The organism is uncultured Roseicyclus sp., from assembly GCF_937892565.1.
Lineage (GTDB): Bacteria > Pseudomonadota > Alphaproteobacteria > Rhodobacterales > Rhodobacteraceae > Roseicyclus.
This window is the reverse complement of sequence record NZ_CALAHQ010000004.1, coordinates 70,093-88,560: the sequence shown is the minus strand read 5'-3', so window position 1 is coordinate 88,560 and position 18,468 is coordinate 70,093. Positions and strand designations below refer to the sequence as shown.

18 protein-coding genes and 1 pseudogene are annotated in these 18,468 nt (G+C 65.8%); 1 reads left to right on the top strand and 18 read right to left on the bottom strand.

What is annotated here, in order from left to right:
* From Q0094_RS00535 to Q0094_RS00500, 8 genes are all read right to left on the bottom strand, one after another.
* The gene (locus Q0094_RS00535) at nt 1-990 is read right to left on the bottom strand and encodes an NAD(P)H-quinone oxidoreductase (protein ID WP_297614097.1); all 990 of its coding nucleotides are present in this window, start codon (nt 988-990) and stop codon (nt 1-3) included.
* Nucleotides 991-1,065: 75 nt separating this feature from the next.
* Complete coding sequence (locus Q0094_RS00530; protein WP_297614095.1) at nt 1,066-2,118, bottom strand: TRAP transporter substrate-binding protein; 1,053 nt, start codon at nt 2,116-2,118, stop codon at nt 1,066-1,068.
* A gap of 38 nt (nt 2,119-2,156) precedes the next feature.
* Nucleotides 2,157-3,461, bottom strand: a complete 1,305-nt coding sequence (locus Q0094_RS00525; RefSeq protein ID WP_297614093.1) for a TRAP transporter large permease subunit — start codon at nt 3,459-3,461, stop codon at nt 2,157-2,159.
* Nucleotides 3,458-3,991: a TRAP transporter small permease subunit gene (locus Q0094_RS00520; RefSeq protein WP_297614091.1), complete on the bottom strand. Its 534-nt coding sequence runs from the start codon at nt 3,989-3,991 to the stop codon at nt 3,458-3,460. Before Q0094_RS00520 ends, Q0094_RS00525 begins: the two co-directional genes overlap by 4 nt.
* On the bottom strand, nt 3,978-5,024 hold the full coding sequence (locus Q0094_RS00515) for a phosphotransferase family protein (protein WP_297614089.1): 1,047 nt from the start codon (nt 5,022-5,024) through the stop codon (nt 3,978-3,980). The genes Q0094_RS00520 and Q0094_RS00515 overlap by 14 nt, the downstream gene beginning before the upstream one ends.
* The gene (locus Q0094_RS00510) at nt 5,021-6,604 is read right to left on the bottom strand and encodes an AMP-binding protein (RefSeq protein ID WP_297614087.1); all 1,584 of its coding nucleotides are present in this window, start codon (nt 6,602-6,604) and stop codon (nt 5,021-5,023) included. The genes Q0094_RS00515 and Q0094_RS00510 overlap by 4 nt, the downstream gene beginning before the upstream one ends.
* A gap of 27 nt (nt 6,605-6,631) precedes the next feature.
* Nucleotides 6,632-7,840 carry an acyl-CoA dehydrogenase family protein gene (locus tag Q0094_RS00505; protein ID WP_297614085.1) on the bottom strand — a complete coding sequence of 403 codons (1,209 nt, stop codon included), beginning with the start codon at nt 7,838-7,840 and terminating at the stop codon, nt 6,632-6,634.
* A gap of 23 nt (nt 7,841-7,863) precedes the next feature.
* Nucleotides 7,864-8,628 carry an SDR family oxidoreductase gene (locus Q0094_RS00500; RefSeq protein WP_297614125.1) on the bottom strand — a complete coding sequence of 255 codons (765 nt, stop codon included), beginning with the start codon at nt 8,626-8,628 and terminating at the stop codon, nt 7,864-7,866.
* Between the two features lie 104 nt (nt 8,629-8,732).
* Here Q0094_RS00500 and Q0094_RS00495 point away from each other — a divergent pair, with 104 nt between their 5' ends.
* Nucleotides 8,733-9,482, top strand: a complete 750-nt coding sequence (locus tag Q0094_RS00495; RefSeq protein WP_297614083.1) for a TetR/AcrR family transcriptional regulator — start codon at nt 8,733-8,735, stop codon at nt 9,480-9,482.
* 14 nt (nt 9,483-9,496) lie between these two features.
* Here Q0094_RS00495 and Q0094_RS14450 read toward each other — a convergent pair.
* The 10 genes and pseudogenes from Q0094_RS14450 to Q0094_RS00445 form a co-directional block, all read right to left on the bottom strand.
* Nucleotides 9,497-9,604, bottom strand: a pseudogene (locus Q0094_RS14450) (SDR family oxidoreductase); the annotation flags it as partial.
* Nucleotides 9,605-9,677: 73 nt separating this feature from the next.
* Entirely contained in the window at nt 9,678-10,613 is a 936-nt protein-coding gene (locus Q0094_RS00485; protein ID WP_297614078.1) for a 3-keto-5-aminohexanoate cleavage protein, read from the bottom strand.
* Between the two features lie 34 nt (nt 10,614-10,647).
* The gene (locus Q0094_RS00480) at nt 10,648-11,595 is read right to left on the bottom strand and encodes a 3-hydroxyacyl-CoA dehydrogenase (RefSeq protein WP_297614076.1); all 948 of its coding nucleotides are present in this window, start codon (nt 11,593-11,595) and stop codon (nt 10,648-10,650) included.
* Nucleotides 11,595-12,374 (bottom strand): SDR family oxidoreductase, encoded by a 780-nt coding sequence (locus Q0094_RS00475; RefSeq protein ID WP_297614074.1) that lies wholly within the window; start codon nt 12,372-12,374, stop codon nt 11,595-11,597. Before Q0094_RS00475 ends, Q0094_RS00480 begins: the two co-directional genes overlap by 1 nt.
* A complete protein-coding gene (locus Q0094_RS00470) occupies nt 12,371-13,105 on the bottom strand; it encodes a GntR family transcriptional regulator (protein ID WP_297614072.1) in 735 nt (244 codons plus the stop codon). Before Q0094_RS00470 ends, Q0094_RS00475 begins: the two co-directional genes overlap by 4 nt.
* Before the next feature lie 82 nt (nt 13,106-13,187).
* Nucleotides 13,188-13,478: a hypothetical protein gene (locus Q0094_RS00465; RefSeq protein ID WP_297614070.1), complete on the bottom strand. Its 291-nt coding sequence runs from the start codon at nt 13,476-13,478 to the stop codon at nt 13,188-13,190.
* Between the two features lie 238 nt (nt 13,479-13,716).
* Nucleotides 13,717-14,649: a glycoside hydrolase family 26 protein gene (locus tag Q0094_RS00460; RefSeq protein ID WP_297614067.1), complete on the bottom strand. Its 933-nt coding sequence runs from the start codon at nt 14,647-14,649 to the stop codon at nt 13,717-13,719.
* Nucleotides 14,636-16,492 carry a glycosyltransferase family 2 protein gene (locus Q0094_RS00455; protein WP_297614065.1) on the bottom strand — a complete coding sequence of 619 codons (1,857 nt, stop codon included), beginning with the start codon at nt 16,490-16,492 and terminating at the stop codon, nt 14,636-14,638. The genes Q0094_RS00460 and Q0094_RS00455 overlap by 14 nt, the downstream gene beginning before the upstream one ends.
* Nucleotides 16,476-17,477: a UDP-glucose 4-epimerase GalE gene (galE, locus tag Q0094_RS00450; RefSeq protein WP_297614063.1), complete on the bottom strand. Its 1,002-nt coding sequence runs from the start codon at nt 17,475-17,477 to the stop codon at nt 16,476-16,478. The genes Q0094_RS00455 and galE overlap by 17 nt, the downstream gene beginning before the upstream one ends.
* The gene (locus Q0094_RS00445) at nt 17,474-18,460 is read right to left on the bottom strand and encodes a UDP-glucuronic acid decarboxylase family protein (protein WP_297614123.1); all 987 of its coding nucleotides are present in this window, start codon (nt 18,458-18,460) and stop codon (nt 17,474-17,476) included. Before Q0094_RS00445 ends, galE begins: the two co-directional genes overlap by 4 nt.
* Between the last annotated feature and the right edge of the window lie 8 nt (nt 18,461-18,468).

The following is an 18,468-nucleotide window of genomic DNA, read 5'->3' as shown; positions in this document are numbered from 1 at the left end:
TCAGATCACCTTGAGGATGATCTTGCCGATATTGGCCGAACTTTCCATCCGCGCATGCGCCCGGGCCGCTTCGGCCAAGGGAAAGACGCTGTCCATCACCGGGGCAATCGCGCCGCTGTCCAGATGCGGCCAGACCTCGGCCAGAAGATCGCGGGCGATGGCGGCCTTGGCCGCGTGCGATTGCGGGCGCAGTGTCGATCCCGTGATCGTCAGCCGCCGCGTCATCACCTGCATCATGTCAAGCGAGACCTTGGAGCCTTGCAGATAAGCGATCTGCACCAGCCGCCCATCCATCGCCAGCGCATCGAGATTGCGCGCGATATAGTCGCCCCCCACCATGTCGAGGATCACATCGGCGCCCTTTTCGGCGCGCAGGGCGGCCACATAATCGGTGGTGCGGTAATTGATCGCCTGTTCGGCACCCAAAGCCACGCAGGCCGCGCATTTCTCATCCGAGCCTGCGGTGGCAAAGACCCGCGCACCGCGCAGGCGCGCCAGTTGAATCGCCGTCGTGCCGATACCCGAGGATCCGCCATGCACAAGGAATTTCTCGCCCGCCGTCAGGCGGCCGCGCAAGAACACATTGGTCCAGACGGTGAAAAACGTCTCGCAGAGCCCCGCCGCGGCCTCCAGCGACATGCCGCGCGGCACGGGCAGGGCGTGATCGGCGGCGGTTACGGCATATTCGGCATAGCCGCCACCCGGCAAGAGCGCACAGACCGCATCGCCCACCGCCCAGCGCGTCACGCCGGGGCCGATGGCCGCCACATGGCCCGAAGCCTCGAGCCCCGGAAGGGGCGAGGCATCCTTGGGGGGCGCATAGTTTCCGGCGCGCTGCAAGGCGTCGGGGCGGTTCACCCCGGCATAGGCGATCTGGATCAGGATCTGGCCCTCGCCGGGTTGCGGCACGGGCGCTGTCGCAGGCAGCAAGACCTCTGGCCCGCCGAATTGCGAGATTTCAACCACGGTCATGGTGGCGGGAAGGGGCATGATGTCCTCATCTGTCAGGTCGCACAACACGCGGGGGCCGGCGCACCGGCCCCCGCAGATCTTGACACTAGGCGATCAGGCACGTCCTGTCATGCGCAGGAATTCGTGCAGCATTTCACCCAGACGACCGCAATAGGTCGGGTCTTGCACCGAGAAGTCATCCACGACCGCCAGCGAGGCGGTGCGCAATGCTGCCAGCGCCTCATCATCGATGCGCACCAGTTCACCGCCCATTTCGGCAACGAATTTCTGCTTGAAGGTGATATCGCGATAGAGGAAATGCGCCGCCGCCTCGGCCGAGGTGGCGCGCACGATTTCGGTGACGACGGCGCGATGGTCGTCGCCGACCGCGTTCCAGGCATCCAGACCCACCATGACTTCGCCGTTCAGATGGCCAAGCAGATCGGGCTCCATGATGTATTTGCACACTTCCTGGAAATTCATGCCCCATGCGGTCGAGGTCGATCCCCAATGCGCGCCTTCGACCACGCCCGACTGCAGCGCCTGATACAGCTCGCCGCCCGGGATCGACACGGGCGATGCGCCCATCTTGGCCAGCACAAGGCCCGCCGCCCCCGTCGAACGCACCGGCCAGCCCGCGAAATCGGCGGTGGTGCGCAGCGGGCGGTTGCCCCACAGCGTCAGACCCGAATAGGACACCGGGCCCACCTGATGGACACCTTGCTCGGCATAGGCTTCGCGGATCACATCCAGCGCGCCCATTTCATAGTAGAAGATGTCCATTTCCTCGTGGCGGTCCCAGACGCCGATATGGCCGTTCAGGTGACCTGCGGCGGGCACGCGCCCGATCCAGTAGGCCGGATAGATGAAGGCGCTTTCCAGCAAGCCACGGCGCACGGCGTTCAGCACTTCGCCGGTCGGCACAAGGCTTTCGGGGGCGTGGGGTTCCACGGTCAGCTCGCCGCCGGTGGCCTCGGTGATGCGGTTGCAGAACTTCACGAAGACATCTTCGTAATACCAGTTGCCGGTCGGCCAATGGGTCTGCATGCGCCAGACGGTCTTGGATTGTGCAATCACCGGCGGTGCAGCCAGCGTGACGCCAGCAGCAGCGCCTGCCGACGCGGCGAAAAAGCCGCGGCGTGAAAGCGGTTGGGTCTTGTCTGTCATGGTCTTCTCCTCCTCTGGTGGGCAGTCGCCCCGGCGCCTCAACGCGCGGGGATGGCGGTGAAGCTGGTCACGATTTCGGGGAACAGGAAAATCGCGGCCCCCGTGGCCAGCATCAGAAAAAAGAACGGGAAAATCGCCTTGTAGATCTCAAGGATCGGCGTCTGCGGGCTCAACGTCTTGAGATAGAACAGATTATAGCCAAAGGGCGGCGAGATGTAGCCGATGCACAGGTTCAGCTGGAACAGGATGCAAAACCAGATCGGATCATAGCCCAATGCGGTGACGATCGGGAAAAAGATCGGCAGCACCAGCAAGATGATCCCGATGGGATCCAGAAACATGCCCAGGATCAGCGTGATCAACTGCATCAGCAAGATCATCATCCAGGGCTCGATCTCGATGCCCAGCAGAAAGCTGGTCATGAAGCGCGTGCCGCCGCCGCCGCCATAAACCGCCACAAAGGCCGAGGCGCCAAACACGATCCAGATCACCATGCCGGTCATCGACGCGGTGTCATGGCTGATCTTGCGCATGTAATCGAGCGTCAACTCGCCCCGGATCGCCACCGACAGAACCACCGCCAGCGCGCCCACGGCGGCCGCTTCGGTGGGGGTCGCGATGCCCGCAAAGATCGACACCAGAACCGACAAGATCACCATCAAGGGCAAGATCACCGCGCGCAGCGACCCGATGCGCTCCGCCAGGGGTGCGGTGGTGTCGGATGGCGGCGCAAGGGCGGGATTGCGCCAGCTCTTGATCGCCACATAGGCCATGAACATGGCCAGCAGGAACAGCCCCGCCACCAGCCCGCCCATGAACAGCCGGCCCACCGATTGCCCGGTCTGCATGCCGATCAAGATCAGCGTGATCGAGGGCGGGATCAAGATCCCCAAGGTGCCCGATGCCCCGATGGTGCCCAGCACAAAGCGCCTGTCATAGCCGCGCTGCGCCATGGCGGGCATGCCCACAAGCCCCGTCGTCACGGTCGAGGCCGCGCAGCTTCCCGTCATCGCCGACAGCGTCGCGGCAAAGCCCGAGGTGCCGATCAGCAATCCCCCCGGCATCCGCCCCGACCACAGGTAGAAGGCGTGATAGAGATCCTCGGCGATCCTCGATCGCGCCAGCGCCACGCCGATGAACACGAACAGCGGAATGGCCGACAACAAGATCGACCACATCGATCCGAACATGGTCGACACGATGGTGAACATGCCGTTGGGACCAAACATCAACAGCCCGAACACCACCGCCGTGCCGCCCAAGGCAAAAGACAGCGACACGCCGAGCAAGATCGCGACCAGCAGCATGCCGAACATGCCCAGCGTCAGAAGTTCGGGGGTCATTGTGCGGCACTCCCCGCGGTTGCGGCACGGCCAAGATCGGCGTCCGGATTGACGATACGGATCATCGCGCGCACTGCTTCCACCACGCCTTGCAACGTGATCAGCGCGACACCCGCGAACATGGCCAGCTTGACCGGCCACATCGGGTGGCGCAGCGCGCTTTCATCGACCTCGCCAAAGCGCCAGCTGTCTTCGAAAAACCAGAACGCCTCCCAGGACAGGACCGCGCCCCAGATGATCAGGAAGCTGAAATTGAGCAGATCGAGCAGCGCCCGCCGCCGCGCAGAGCCCGTGTTGAGCAACAGATCGACCCGCACATGATCGTTGCGGATCAGCGTATAGGCGCCCACCAGCACGAAATAGGAGCCAAAGATGCGCTGCGTGTAGCCATGTGCCCAAAGCGTCGGCTGGCCAAAGATGTAGCGCGCCACCACCTCGTAGCACAGCACCACGATCCCCGCCCAGATCAACAGGCTGATTGTCTTGCCAATCGCGATGTTGAGTGCATCGATTGCCTTAAACAGCACCATGGCTTGCCCCCTGTGATGGTTCGATGGCCGCGATCACCTCGCGTGCGCGGCGTGCAAAGCGTTCGGCCAGTGGGCCAAGATCGGCCGCTTCGCGCGATGCGGCCGATCCGGCCCGCGCGCGGTCCGCGATGCCCACAAAGATCACCGCAAAACGAAACAGCGCAAACGCGATGTGAAACGGCAAAAGCGGGCCGGTGGGGCGCGCATGGGCCAGATATTCGGCCACAAAGCCATCGCGTGCGGGAATGCCGGCGGCCTGCCAATCGCTGCCCATAAGCCCGCCATATTCATCGGGGGCGCTGTGCCACGGGATGGCACAAAAGCCCAGATCGGCCAGCGGATGGCCGAGCGTGGACAATTCCCAATCCAGCACCCCGATGATGCGGGGCTCGGTCGGATGCCACATCATGTTGCCCAGCCGGAAATCGCCATGCGCGATTGCGACCGCGCCGTCATCTGGCGGCATATGGCCGGGCAGCCAGTCCACCAGAAAATCCAGCGCCGCGATGCGCGGCCCGGTCGACCCGGCGTATTGCGCGCTCCAGCGGCTGATCTGGCGGGCAAAGTAATTGCCGGGCTTGCCGAAATCGGCCAGCCCCACCGCATCGGGGCGCACCGCATGCAGCCGCGCCAGAACGCGCGCCATGTCCAGATACATCGCGCGCCGTTCAGCCGGCGACAAGCCGGGCAGGCTGGTGTCGTTGAACACCCGCCCGTCCAGCCGCTCCATCACGTAAAAGGGCGTGCCTAGGATGTGTGTGTCTTCCTCAAGCCACAGCGCGCGGGGAACCGGCACATCGCTGTTCCACAGCGCGCGCAGCACGCGAAATTCGCGCTCGACCGCATGCGCCCCGGGCAGGATCGGGCCTTGGGGCTTTTTGCGCAGCACAAGCCGGGCGGTGCCCCAATCGACGAACCATGTCGGGTTGGATTGCCCGCCGCCGATGGGGGTCAGCGCGGGCAGACCCGATCCCGGCAGGCGCTGGGCCAGCCATTCGGCCAAAGCCACGCGATCGATGCCCGCGCCGCTCATGCGACCGTCTCGGCGGCGATGGTGTCGGCCGCGTGCGCGCGCAGCACGAACTTCTGGATCTTGCCGGTGGCCGTGCGGGGCAGGGGGCCGAACACAAAGCGCCGCGGGCGCTTGTAGCCCGCGAGATTGTCCTTGCAGAACGCCTCCAGCGCGGCGGCGCTGGTGCTGGCACCCTGGCGCAATTCGACAAAGGCCCAAGGCGTTTCGCCCCATTTCGGATCGGGTGCGGCCACCACGGCGGCCAGCAGCACATCGGGGTGGCGGTAAAGCACCGTTTCCACCTCGAGGCTCGAGACATTTTCGCCGCCGGTGATGATGATATCCTTGGCGCGGTCGCGGATCTGGATCTGTCCGTCGGGATGAACCACCGCCAGATCGCCCGACCAGAACATCCCGCCGCGAAACGCCGCCTCGGTGGCTTCGGCGTTGCGGAAATAACCGGCCATCAGGGTGTTCCCGGCCAGCACGATCTCGCCCATGGTTGTGCCATCGGCGGGCACGTCATGGCCGTGTTCATCCAGCACGCGCGCGCGCCCGGCGGTGGGGTGACGCCGGCCCTGGCGGGCCATCAACGCCGCGCGCGTGTCCGGGTCGGCGGCCGGATCGCCGGGGTCGTTCAACGTGGCGGGCCCATAGCTTTCGGTCAGCCCATACATATGCGTCAGATCAAAGCCGAGTTTCGACAGCCCCGCCAAAAGCGCAGGCGTCGGCGCCGCGCCGCCAGTCGTCACCCGCACCCGCACGGGCGGGGCCTGTGTGGCATGGTCAAGCAGCATGTAAAGCACCACCGGCGCACAGCTCATGTGGGTGACGGCATGGCGGTCGATTTCCGACAGGATCAGCCCCGGATCGACCCGGTCGAGGCAGACATGCAAGCCCCCCGCCGCCGTCACCGCCCAGCCCTGACACCAGCCGTTGCAATGAAACAGGGGCAGCGTCCACAAATAGCGGCTGTCGCAGGTCAGCCCCAGCGCCAGCACATTGCCCACCGCGTTCAGGTATGCGCCGCGATGGGTATAGACGACGCCCTTGGGTTTTCCCGTCGTCCCCGAGGTGTAGTTGAGCGCGATGGGCTGCGCCTCGTCCATGATGGCGCCCGTCAGGTCAAGATCGGGCAGAGGTCCGGAAAACCAGTCGATGCCGTCGCCCGCGCCGGGCGCGCTGCACAAGACCAGCCGGGGCAAAGGCGCATCGGCCGCATCGGGCAGATAGGCGGCCTCGGCCACCAGGATCTTGCTGCCCGCATGATCAAGGATATAGCCCAATTCCGCGCTGGACAGGCGGATGTTGAGCGTGTTGAGAACCGCCCCCAACGCGGGCACGGCGAAATGGGCGGCCAGCATCTCGGGGCGGTTGCCAAGCGCCACCGACACGACATCGCCCGGCCCCACGCCCTGTGCGGCCAGCGCGCCGGCCATGCGCGCCACCAGATCGCCGAACTCCGCATAGCTCCAGACATGGTCGCGCCATGCCACGGCCGGGCGTGCGCCATGGCATTCGAGCGTGCGCGCCAACAGGTCAAGCGGCGTCAGCGGCCGGAAATTCGCCGCGCGCGGGGCCAGATGCGGATCGCTGAACATGGCGTGTCGTCCCCCCTTGCCCTGATTTCAGCCAGACGCGCTGTCCCAGCGCCAGAAATCGCGCCCCTCGTCGGCCAGATGGCGGTTCAACACCATCTGGTGCACCTCATCGGCGCCATCGACGAGCCGCGCCTGACGGGCGTAGCGGTAAATCCATTCCAGCACCGTGTCGCAGCTGTAGCCGCGCGCCCCGTTGATCTGGATCGCCACATCGGCAGCCTTGTGCAACAGATTGGCGACATGGATCTTGGCCATCGACACCTCTTTCCTGGCAAATCCGCCGCGCTCCAGCTCCCATGCGGCCTTCATCACCAACAGGCGGCCGATCTCGATGCCCATGGCCAGATCGCCCAGCTTGATCTGGATGCTTTCGCGATCCGACAGGCGCACGCCGAACCCATGGCGGCTGTCGGCATAATCGCGCGCGATTTCCGTGCAGCGCTTGGCCAGACCCAGCCAGCGCATGCAATGGGTCAGCCGCGCAGGCCCCAGCCGCATCTGCGTCAGCTTCAGCCCCAGGCCTTCGCCCAGAAGGATCCGGTCGGCGGGCAGCACCAGATCCTCGAACACCAGTTCGCAATGCCCGCCATGTTCCTCGGGGCCCATGATCGGGATGCGGCGGTCGATGTGCCAGCCCGGTTCGTCGCGGTCGAACAAAAAGGCCGTCAGCCCCCGGCGCGGATCGTCCGAGGTGCGGGCGAGCAAGATGAAATGCTGCGCCTCTGCCGCCCCGGTGATGAACCATTTGCGCCCCCGGATCACATAGCTGTCGCCGCGTCTGGTCGCCGTGGTCCGCATCATGCCGGGGTCTGATCCGCCGCCCGGATGGGGTTCGGTCATCGCGAATGCCGACCGCACGTCGCCCGCCACGATGGGCGCCAGCCAGCGCGCCTTTTGTGCGGGCGTGGCGGCCTGTTCCAGCACCATCATGTTGCCATCATCGGGGGCGGCGGAATTGAACACCACCGGCCCGAAGATCGAGCGGTTCATTTCCTCGTAGCATACGGCCATGCCGATCTTGCCCAGGCCCTGACCGCCGGTTTCGGGCCTGAGTTGCAGGCACCACAACCCGTCCGCGCGGGCGCGCGCGCGCAGATCGTGCAGCGGCGCATGGGCGATGTTGCCATGCGCGTCCCACTGCGTGCGATCGGCCTCAACGGGCATCACCGCCTCATCGACGAAGCGCGCGATCCGGGCGCGAAAATCCTCGATGCGGGGGGAAAGGGTGAAATCCATGGGGGTTCCCTGCGTTCAGCCGCTCAGAGTGAGGTGACCAGATGGCCGCCATCGACCACGATATCGGCACCCGTGATGTAGCGGCCCGCATCCGAGACGAGCAGCAGGAGCGCCCCATCAAGATCTTCGGGTCGGCCCAGCCGCCGCTGCGGGATGCGCCGGATCAGCGTCGCCCCGGCCTCGGTCGCGAAGAAATCGGCGTTGATCGGGGTTTCGATGTAGCCCGGGCAGAGCGCGTTGACCCGGATGCCGTGGCGCGCCCATTCCAGCGCCAGCGCGCGGGTCAGATGCAGAAGCCCGGCCTTGGATGCAGCATAGGCTGCGGTGCGTGCCGTCACCCGATGGGCGAGGATCGAGGCGATGTTCACGATCGCGCCCCCGCCCGCGTCGCGCATCCCCGCCGCCACCGCCCGGGCCACGTGGAAGGCGCCCTTTAGGTTGACGTCGAGCATGGCGTCGATCTGGGCTGTGGTCTGTTCAAGCGCCGAACCGGCATCGCCGATGCCGGCGTTGTTGACCAGGATGTCGAATCGGCGCCCGGAAAGAACCCGTTCGACCGCGTCGGTATCGCCCACGTCGAGCCCCAGCGCCTCGGCCGTGCCGCCCGCAGCGGTGATCTCGGCGGTGAGCGCCACCATCGGATCCATCCGCCGCGCGGCGAGCGTGACCATGACCCCCTCCCGCGCCAGAAGCCGCGCGAAATGCGCGCCCAGCCCAGACGACGCGCCCGTCACAAGTGCGGTTTTCCCGGTCAGCCCGGGCCATGGATTGGCGGCAATCTGCGACACGGTCGTCAAGGCCTCCCTTCCTTTTCGAGCGATCGTTCGATAGATACTGGTAGACACCGACCCCGAATTTGGCAACAGATTCCTGCCTGGACCAAGGTGTATCGATGATCAAAGCCAGCCCAACCCCTGACCCTGTGCCGGGCGCCATTGTGGCGATGCCCACGATCGAGGAATTGTGCCGCTCCATTCTGGCGCGCCATCACGACACGATCAGCGTGCGCAAGCCCGCCGTGGCCGTGCCGCGGCTTGCCCGCATCCTGGAGGCGGCCCTTGATCTGTCGAACCGCGGCGGGTTTCAGGCGATGTCGCTGCGCGATCTGTCGCAAGCCTCGGGGCTGTCGGCGGGGGGGCTTTATGCCTATTTCGACAGCAAGACGACGCTCTTGAAAATGATCCTGGCCGAGGTGGCCGATCTTGTGCAGCGCGTTCTGTCGTCCCCGCCCGAGGCAGTGACGCAAGATGCGGTTGCGCATCTGACATGGCTGATCGATACCCATCTGCGCCTGACCGAGGCGCTGTTGCCATGGTTCACCTTTGCCTTCATGGAGGCCAAGAATTTCCCCCCCGCCGAACGCCGCATGGCCGTGGACAGCGAAATGCTGACCGAGCGTTTCTTTACCGATGTGATCGCGCAAGGTATCGCGACCGGACAGTTCCGCCCCGAGACTTCGCCGCTGTTGCCCGCGCTGATCAAGCCGCTTTTGCAAGAATGGTATGTCAAGCGCGCCAAATATCGCCGCCGGGGCATCACGCTTGACAGCTACAGCCTTGAGGTTCAGGGCGTCGTGCTCAGCGCGTGCTTGCCCGATGGCGTTGTGCTGGCCCCGCGCAGCATCCGTCCGGTCATTGGCTAGCAACGGGGCGCCCGTCAGCGCCCGCCCGAGATCTCGACGATGGTGCCGGTGACATGGCTGGCCGTATCCGACAACAGCCAGACCACGGCTTGGGCGATTTCATCGGCCCTTCCGACCCGGCGCGATTGCACGTCGCGGCACAGCGTTGCGGCCCCCATGCCCCGCCTGCCGCCCGTGACCATCACCGGACCCCGATCAGAAGGCGACACCATCCGCCCCTTTCAGATCGAGCATCTGGCGCGCCTCATCCGGGCTGGCCACCTCGAGGCTGAGGCCGGTCAGGATCTCGCGCACCTTGCGCACCTGATCGGCATTGCTTTCGGCCAGCCGCCCCGGCGCGATCCAGAGCGAATCCTCCAGCCCCACACGCACATTGCCCCCTTGGGCGGCGGCAAGGGCTGCGACCGGCATCTGGTTGCGCCCCGCCCCCAGCACCGACCAGACATAGGCATCGCCAAACAGCCGGTCGGCGGTGCGCTTCATATGCGCCACATCCTCGGGGTGGGCGCCGATCCCGCCCAAAAGGCCAAAGACCGTCTGTACCAGAAAGGGCGCCCTGACCAGACCGCGATCGACAAAATGGGCAAGATTGTAGAGATGGCTGGTATCATAGCACTCGAATTCGAAGCGCGTGTGGTTGGCGTTGCCGATGCGCAAGATATGCTCGATATCGGCAAAGGTGTTCTTGAACACCAGATCGCGGCTGTTTTCCAGATGCGCCCGTTCCCAATCATGGCGGAATTCCTTGAAGCGGTCGAGCATCGGGTAGAGCCCGAAATTCATCGACCCCATGTTGAGCGATGCCACCTCGGGCTTGAGGTCTGCGGCCGGGCGCATGCGTTCGGCCACGCTCATATGCGGCGAGCCCCCCGTGGTCAGGTTCAGAACCGCGCCCGTGGCCTGTTTGAGTTGCGGCAAGAAGGCCCGGAATGCGTCGGGGTCTTGCGTCGGGCGGCCCGTTTCGGGGTCGCGCGCATGCAGATGCAGGATCGTGGCCCCGGCTTCGGCGGCCTTCAGCCCGTCGGCGATGATTTCCTGTGGCGTCACCGGCAGATGCGGCGACATTGACGGCGTGTGGATCGCGCCCGTCACGGCGCAGGAGATGATCACTTTGCGGGTTTTGGCGGCCATGGGGGCGGTCCCTTTCCTTGGGTCGGCTCTGGGGTCAGCTTTGGGGTGTTTCGCGGCGAAAATGCGCCATCAAGGCCATCAGGCGCCGGTCGCGGCGGGTCTGTGCCTTGGGCAGATCGGCAAGCGGCAGCGCGGCACGGCGCGCGGCCTCGATCCGGTCGAGCGTTGCGCCCTCCCAATCGGGGAGCGTCGTCTGACGCGCGCCGATGATGCGATACATCGGCCCGTAGCGGGCCACATAATCGCGCACGCCGCCGGGCGCGTTCAGATCGATCGCCTCGAACGGGCCGCACAGCGACCAGCGCGGCGCAAGCCCGTCGCGGATGCCGGTGTCGATATCCTCAGGCGTTGCGATGCCATCGGCCACAAGGCGCATCGCCTCTTGCAACAGCGCGCCTTGCAGCCGGTTCATGATGAAGCCGTCGATCTCGCGCGCCATGCGGATGGGCTTTTGGCCGATCCCCGCCATGGTGGCGGCGCAGCGGTCCATTGCGGTGGCACCCGTCCATGGGGCGGGCACGATTTCCACCGCAGGGATCAGGCTGGGGGGGTTGATCGGGTGGGCCACCAGACAGCGCGCGCGGCCCTTGAGCGTTTCGGTGAAGCTGGAGGGCAGAAGCGCCGAGGTAGAGCTTGCCAGGACCGCATCGGGAAGCGCCGCGGCATCAAGGGCGGCAAAGACCGCGCGCTTGACATCGACATTTTCAGAAACGTTTTCTTGGACATGAAGGGCGTTCTTCACGCATGTTTCAAGATCGGGGGCCAGCGTCACACGCGCCGCCACCTGCGCGGGCGTTTGCCCGTCCAGCAGCCCAGCGGCCTGCATGTCGGTGGCAATTTCGGTCACGCGGGCGTGTGCCGCCTGCGCGGCCTCTGGCCATTGATCCCAGAGCGTGACCGGGTGGCCCGCGCGCGCAAAGCCAAAGGCCCAGGCCGAACCGATCAGCCCCGCGCCGATCACCGCGATGGGGTCGGGGCGCATCACAACCCCTCCACGCCGGCGCATACGCTCAAGCTTTGGCCGGTGATGTTGGCCCCAGCGGGTGCTGCCAGAAACAGGCACATCGCCGCGATGTCCTCGGGCGCGACCATGCGGCGGAGCGAGACCTTTTCAAGGGTCTGCTTTTCGGTTTCCGCATGGCTTTGGCCAAGGTGCTGGGCGCGTGCGGCGATGACGCGTTCGATGCGCGGGCCGCGCACAATGCCGGGCAGGATCGCATTTGCCCGCACCCCTTGCGGGCCCAGTTCCACCGCAAGGCTTTTGACCAGCCCCACAACGCCCCATTTCGACGCCGCATAGGGCGTGCGCAGCGCAAAGCCCATTCGCCCTGCGACCGACGAGATGGCGATGAAGCTGCCGCGGCTGGCGATCAGATCGGGGGCGCCAAACCGCGCCGCCAGATAGGCGCCGCGCAGGTTCACCTCGAGCGTGCGGTCCCACGCGGCCTCATCGACATCGGCGATGCCGACGGTCGGCCCGGCGATGCCGGCATTGGCGATCACCACATCAAGCCCGCCCATCGCCGCGCGGGCTTGCTCAAATAGTGCGCGCGACTGGTCCGGGTCGGCGGCATCACAGACCGTGCCGATGCATCCATTCTGCGTCGCCTGCGCCACCGCCCCGGCATCGATATCCGAGACATGGACCGCCCCGCCCGCCTCCAGAAAGCCGCGCGCGATGGCCTGACCGATCCCGGCCGCGCCTGCGGTGATCACAACCCGCAGACCCGGCGGCGGCGTCAGGGAGCGAAGGATGTTCATTTCGCGGTCTCTTCCTTTTGGCGGTGGGTTGCGGCGGCCGTTCCCGCGCCGACCAGGGTGGCGCGGATGTCGCGGGCGGCGGTGGTGATGTCGTCAAGAATGGCCGCCCGCAGCGCCGTGGCATCGCGCAGCGCCATGGCCGCCACCATGGCGTCATGATGCCCCATCGAGCGGCTGACATGCCCCTGATCGGGCACGCTGGCGCGGATCGACGGGCCCACGATCAGCCAGAGCCGCTGGATCATGCCCAGCAAGAGCGGCCAGCGCGCGGCGGCATAGATGCCGGCGTGAAAGCTTGCATTGGCGGCCAGATAGCGGTCGGCATCGCCGTGATCGGCGGCCTGCGCCAGATCGGCATGCAGCGCGCGGATGCGGGCGATGTCGGCGCCATCAAACTGTTCCCCCGCGCGTTGGGCGGCCATGCCTTCCAGCCGGGTACGAATGGCCGTCACCTCATCGAAATCTTCGCGCGAAAGCACCCGCACCCGCAGCGTGCGGCTGGCGGTCAGTTCCAGCGCCCCTTCGGCGGTCAGCCGCGTCAAGGCCTCGCGCACGGGCATCGCGCTGACGGACAGTTGCTGGGCAAGCCCGCGGCTGGAGATCGCCTCACCGGGGCGAAAGGCGCCTGCGATCAGCCCGGCATGCAAGCGGTCGTAAATCTGCTGTTGCAGGCTGTCGCGCTGAAGCGGCGATGGCTCTGCACCGTTGATGGCCGCCAGAAACTGCTGCATATCCGCCCTTTGACGCCGCCATCCTTGATCTGAGATCGCAGATTGCACCGCGCCAAGGCGCAAGTCAACGCACCCTGTGGGCTTAGCGTTCGGTGCAACGCGACATGGCGCCAAAGCCCGCCGCCGAACAGATATACGTGCCGTGACCCGGTGCGCGCATCTGTCTTGCCGAGGGGCGCGGGGCGCGCGCGGCCGGATCGGGGCGATTGGCCAGCCAGTCGAACTGCACCGGGCGACCGCCGCCTTGGCGCGGGGGCGGGGCCTGTGTCGCGCCGGCCTCTGGCGGGCGGGGGCTGTGGGCAAGCGCCGCCGATTGCAACGCCATCACCGCAAGGCAAAGTGCCGCCATGGCGGATCGTGTGAAAAATGTCATGTCAATGAGCCCCCTTGCCCGCGCTGTGCAGCACCGACCGGGGCAGGGGCCGTGGCCCGCTGCATGGCTGCGCCGCGCACCTTAGCTGGCACGCGGACACAGGGCCGTCAAACCCACCCAACCCACAGCGACAGGCGCAACGGGAACAGCCCGCGCGGATCCTTGTGAAATCCGCGCGGGGTCAAAATCTTGCCCGGCAAAGTTCGATCAGCGAAACCCTGCCGATCGTGTGTTGCGATCAGCTCGACATCGCGATCAACCGCTCATTGACCCGCCAATCGGGGCGGCCGAAATCCTCGGGCCAGTCATAGACCTCGGGGTAGTTGAAATAGACCACGCCCACCAGGGTGGGAAAGCTGGTGGCCAGGCTGCGCACATCGCGGTCCCACGCGGCCAGATAGGCGGCATCGCCGCTATAGCCCAGCTCTGCCACCACCACCGGTTTGCCAAAGGTCGCGGCGCGGTCGTAGCGGGGCCCAAGGATTTCCCCAAAGCTGCGGTCGCGGCCGTATTTGGCCCGGTCCCATGCTTGCAATCCAAAGACCGTCAGCCCGGTCAGATCGACATGATCATCGCCGGGATAATAGGCCTCCATCCCCGCATCGCCCAAGGGTGACCACATCAGATTGATGCCGGGCACCGTTTCACGGGCGATATCGGTTATGCGCCGATAGGCGGCGATGTAGTCATCTGGCTGCCAGCCAGCCCAGATGAACTGGCCGTTGTCGTCATCCATCTCGTGGCCCCAGCGCAATGTCAGCGGGCTTTCCAAGGCGGCCAGCACATTGCAGATGGATCGCATCGTGGCGTCATAGGCGCCATCGCGGATGCCACGACGCAGCGCTGCGGGTGTGTTGCGCTCGCTGCGCGACCATGTCCATGGCTCAAGCGTGACCAAAAGCGCGCGGTTGCGGTCGCGGGCGTAGCGGTCGGCGTCAAAGAGCGAACTGATCGCCACATCTTCCCAGGGCAAGAACAGGTGTTCGATCACGAAATCGGTTTCGTCGGCGAAATCGCCACCGGGGTCATAGGCGCCAAAGGGGATCGTGCCGGGCGGCACGGAGCCGGGCGAGGGCCGCAAGGACAAGGCACTTGCCGCACCTGCGGCTATCGTGCCAAGCACCATCGTCCGGCGCTGAAGGAAGAACGGCATGCTGCTAGGGGGTAGCATCGGGGGTCTCCTTTTCGGGGGTGGCCGCGCGGGGCCAGGTCAGAGATGGGGTGTTGAACCGGATGCGTGCGGCGCCAACCTCGGCCCCGCTGGCGGCACCCGAGACGATGAATTCGGTGCGTGTCAGCGCGGTCAGGCCCGTGCCATACGTCAGCGCATGCACGCCTTCGGCCGCGCGCAGCGATATGGCCGAGACCACAAGCACGGCCCCCAGCCCGGCGGTGCCCAGATGCGGGCGCATCTCGCGCCACCAGCGATGCGGCCCCCGCGCCAGCCCGGTTTCGCGGATATGGCCCAAGACCGCGACCCAGAGTATGGCCGCATAGAATAACCCGTTCAGGGCCGATAACAGGTAAAAGCCCGCCGCATCCTCGACCCGGTCAAGGATCAGCACAGGCGCCACCGCGCCGATCAGCAATACGCCATAGACCGCAAGGATCCGATAGGGCAAAGGGGCGGCGCTGTCGGCGCCCTTGGGCGTGATGCGGAAATCCACAAAGCGCCCCGTCACCCGGTCACGCAGCGCCATGATGCAGCCCCACGCGACCCAGGGCCATTGCACCAGCAAGAACAGCGCCTTTTCCCAACTGATCACGCGTGCATCTTGCGGCCGGAACAGCCCATCGCGCCGGATCTGCCATGCAAAGAGCGTGATCGCCGCCACCGTGGGCAGGCTGTGGCCCAGAAACCCGGCATAGGTGACATGGGCATAGGGCTGATCGAACCACAGCGCGGCAATCGGCAGGGCATAGATCAGCGCCGCACTGAGCGCGAGCATCGGATAGAGCGCCTGACAAAACAGAAACTGGAACCGCAGCCGCCAGGGCAAGGCCCGCAGATAGCGCGGCGTATGCGTCAAGAGCAGCGCCACCAGACTGCGCGACCACTGGAATTCCTGTGTGACCATGTCGGCCAGTGTGCGCGGCCCGTCGCCGATGGCGATGGCGTCCATCGCATGCACCCCGCGCCAGCCGCCCGCGTTCAGGATCATCGAGGTCGAATGATCCTCGGCCAGTTCCGGGCCAAGCCCGCCCACCGCCTTGAGCGCCGCCGTGCGCACCGCGTAGTGCGACCCGATGCACATCGGTGCAAGGCTGCCCGTATAGCCAAGCTGGAACACGCCATGAAACGCCGCCTCTGATTGCAGCCGCGCCCGCGCGGCCCAACTGGCATCGGCATTGGCCGAACAGATCGAAGGCGCGCTGACATAGCCCACGGCCGGATCGGCAAAGGGGCGCACCATTTCGCGCAGATAGCCCGGCCCGGGCACATGATCGGCGTCAAGCTGGGCCACGATGTCATAATCGCGATAGCCCCAATGATCGTAGAAATAGGCCAGATTGCCCTCCTTGCAGCGTCTGCGGCGGGGCCATGCCGGGTTGTGGTATCGCGGATCGGTCTTGCGGCTTGAGATCTTGACGCCATGGCGCGCGCACCATGCCCGCGTCAGATCATCGGGGTCTTCATCGGCCAGCCATGTGTCGTGGGGATAGTCTTGCGCCAACATCGCGCTGAGCGTGGGGATCAGCACGGCAAGTGGCTCGGACGGGGTTTTCGTCACCACCATCGCCACGCGGAACGCGCCCGGCCGGGGGGCCGGCGCGGCCGAACGCTTGGCGCCCAGAAACACCGCCACAAAATACAGCTGCAACCCATAGATCCAGCCCAAGGCCAGCGTTGACAAGGCATAGCCCAAGGGGCTGGCCACATGGCCGGGATCCAGCCACCACAGCCAGAACCACGCCACACTCAGGCCCCAGAGCGCGGTGATCGCCAGATAGCGTGCGCGCATGCCCCCGGTCAGCACCGAGGCCAGAAGGGCGGGATCAAGCCGTCGCTGCATGGCGCACCTCATGGCCGAACCAGGGGGCCGCATGGGCGATGATCGTGTCGATGTCCTGGAACCGCGGCACAAAGCCAAGCCTGGCCGCCGCCAGTCTGGGGTCGGCCACCAGCGTCGCGGGGTCGCCTGCGCGGCGCGGTTGGGTGCGAAAGGGCACGACGCGCCGCGTCACACGGGCGATGGCGTCCAGAACCTGTAGAACCGACACGCCGCGGCCGCTGCCCAGATTGAGCGTCAGCGGCCCGCCCCCTTGCATCAGATGACCAAGCGCCAGAACATGCGCGCGCGCCAGATCATCGACATGGATATAGTCGCGAATGCAGCTTCCGTCGGGCGTATCGTAATCGGTGCCGAACACCGCCAGGGGCGGGCCCCGGCGCGACGCCGCCAGCAAGGCCAGCGGGATCAGATGCGTCTCGGGGCTGTGGGCCTCGCCCAACTCACCGGCGGGATCGGCACCCGTCGCGTTGAAGTAGCGCAAGATCGCGGGCTGCATGCCATGGGCGGCCACATGGTCAAGCAGCATCCGTTCGCAAGCCAGCTTGGTAAAGCCATAGGGGTTGATCGGCACCTGCGGCGTGCTTTCCACGATCGGCCCGGGGCCCGCATGCCCATAGGTGGCACAACTCGACGACAAGACCACCCGTCGCAACCCCGTCTGGCGGCACGCATCGAGCAGGCCGATCATGCCGCCGATGTTGTTGTCGTGGTATTTCAGGGGGTCTTTGACCGACTCGCCCACATAGGCCGATGCCGCAAAGTGCAGCACCGCCGCGATGTCATGGCGCAAGATGGTGTCGCTGAGCGTTGCGCGGTCACGCACATCGGCAAAGACCGATGGCCCCCAGCGCACATTCGCGGCATGCCCGGTGGACAGATTGTCGTAAACCACCGGCCTGTAGCCCGCCGCCGCCAGTGCCTTGCACACATGCGCGCCGATGAACCCCGCGCCGCCTGTCACCAGAATGGCTGGCCGATCGCTCATGACAGCACCACTTCCTTGGGGGTGCCCAAGGTCTCGGCGAAATGCGCGATCATCCGGTCAAGCCCGTCGTTCAGGCTGACGGTCGGCTGCCAGCCCAGCACCATCTGCGCCCGCGTGATATCGGGGCGGCGCTGGCGCGGATCGTCGGGCAGCGCCTGCAGGTAGCGCAGTTGCGAGCTCGATTGCGTCTTGTCCAGCACCAGCTGTGCCAGTTCCAGCACGGTGAATTCGCGCGGATTGCCCAGATTGACAGGCCCGCCAAAGCCGATGTCGGCCGCCATCAACCGGATCAGACCTTCGATCAGATCATCGACATAGCAAAAGGACCGTGTCTGCCGCCCGCTGCCATAGATGGTGATGTCTTGTCCGCAGAGCGCCTGAACCACGAAGTTCGACACCACGCGCCCGTCTTCGGCATCCATACGCGGGCCATAGGTGTTGAAGATGCGCGCGATGCGCGTGTCCGCGCCAAAGCGGTGGGCATATTCGTAAAACAGCGTCTCGGCGCCGCGCTTGCCCTCGTCATAGCACGCTCGGGGGCCATAGGTGTTGACCGCGCCGCAATAGCTTTCGGGCTGGGGCGAAAGCTCGGGGTCGCCGTAGACCTCGGAGGTGGAGGCCTGCAAGATGCGCGCATCGTGCTTGAGCGCCAGATCCAGCATGTTTTGCGCCCCATCGATCGAGGTGCGAAAGGTATGCACCGGATCACGCTGGTACTTGGGCGGCGAGGCAGGGCAGGCCAGATTGTAGATCGCCCCGATCTGGCCATCGATTTCCACAGGCGCGATGATGTCGTGTTCGATCAGTTCGAAGCGCCCGGTCTGTTCCAGATGCGCCACATTGCTGCGCCGCCCGGTCGACAGGTTGTCGACAGCAATCACCCGGTGGCCCATGTCGAGCAAGCGGGCGCACAGATGCGAGCCCAGAAAACCCGCCCCCCCCGTGACCAGCGTGATCCGGTCCGGATCGCTGCAAAAGGCCATCGGCCGAA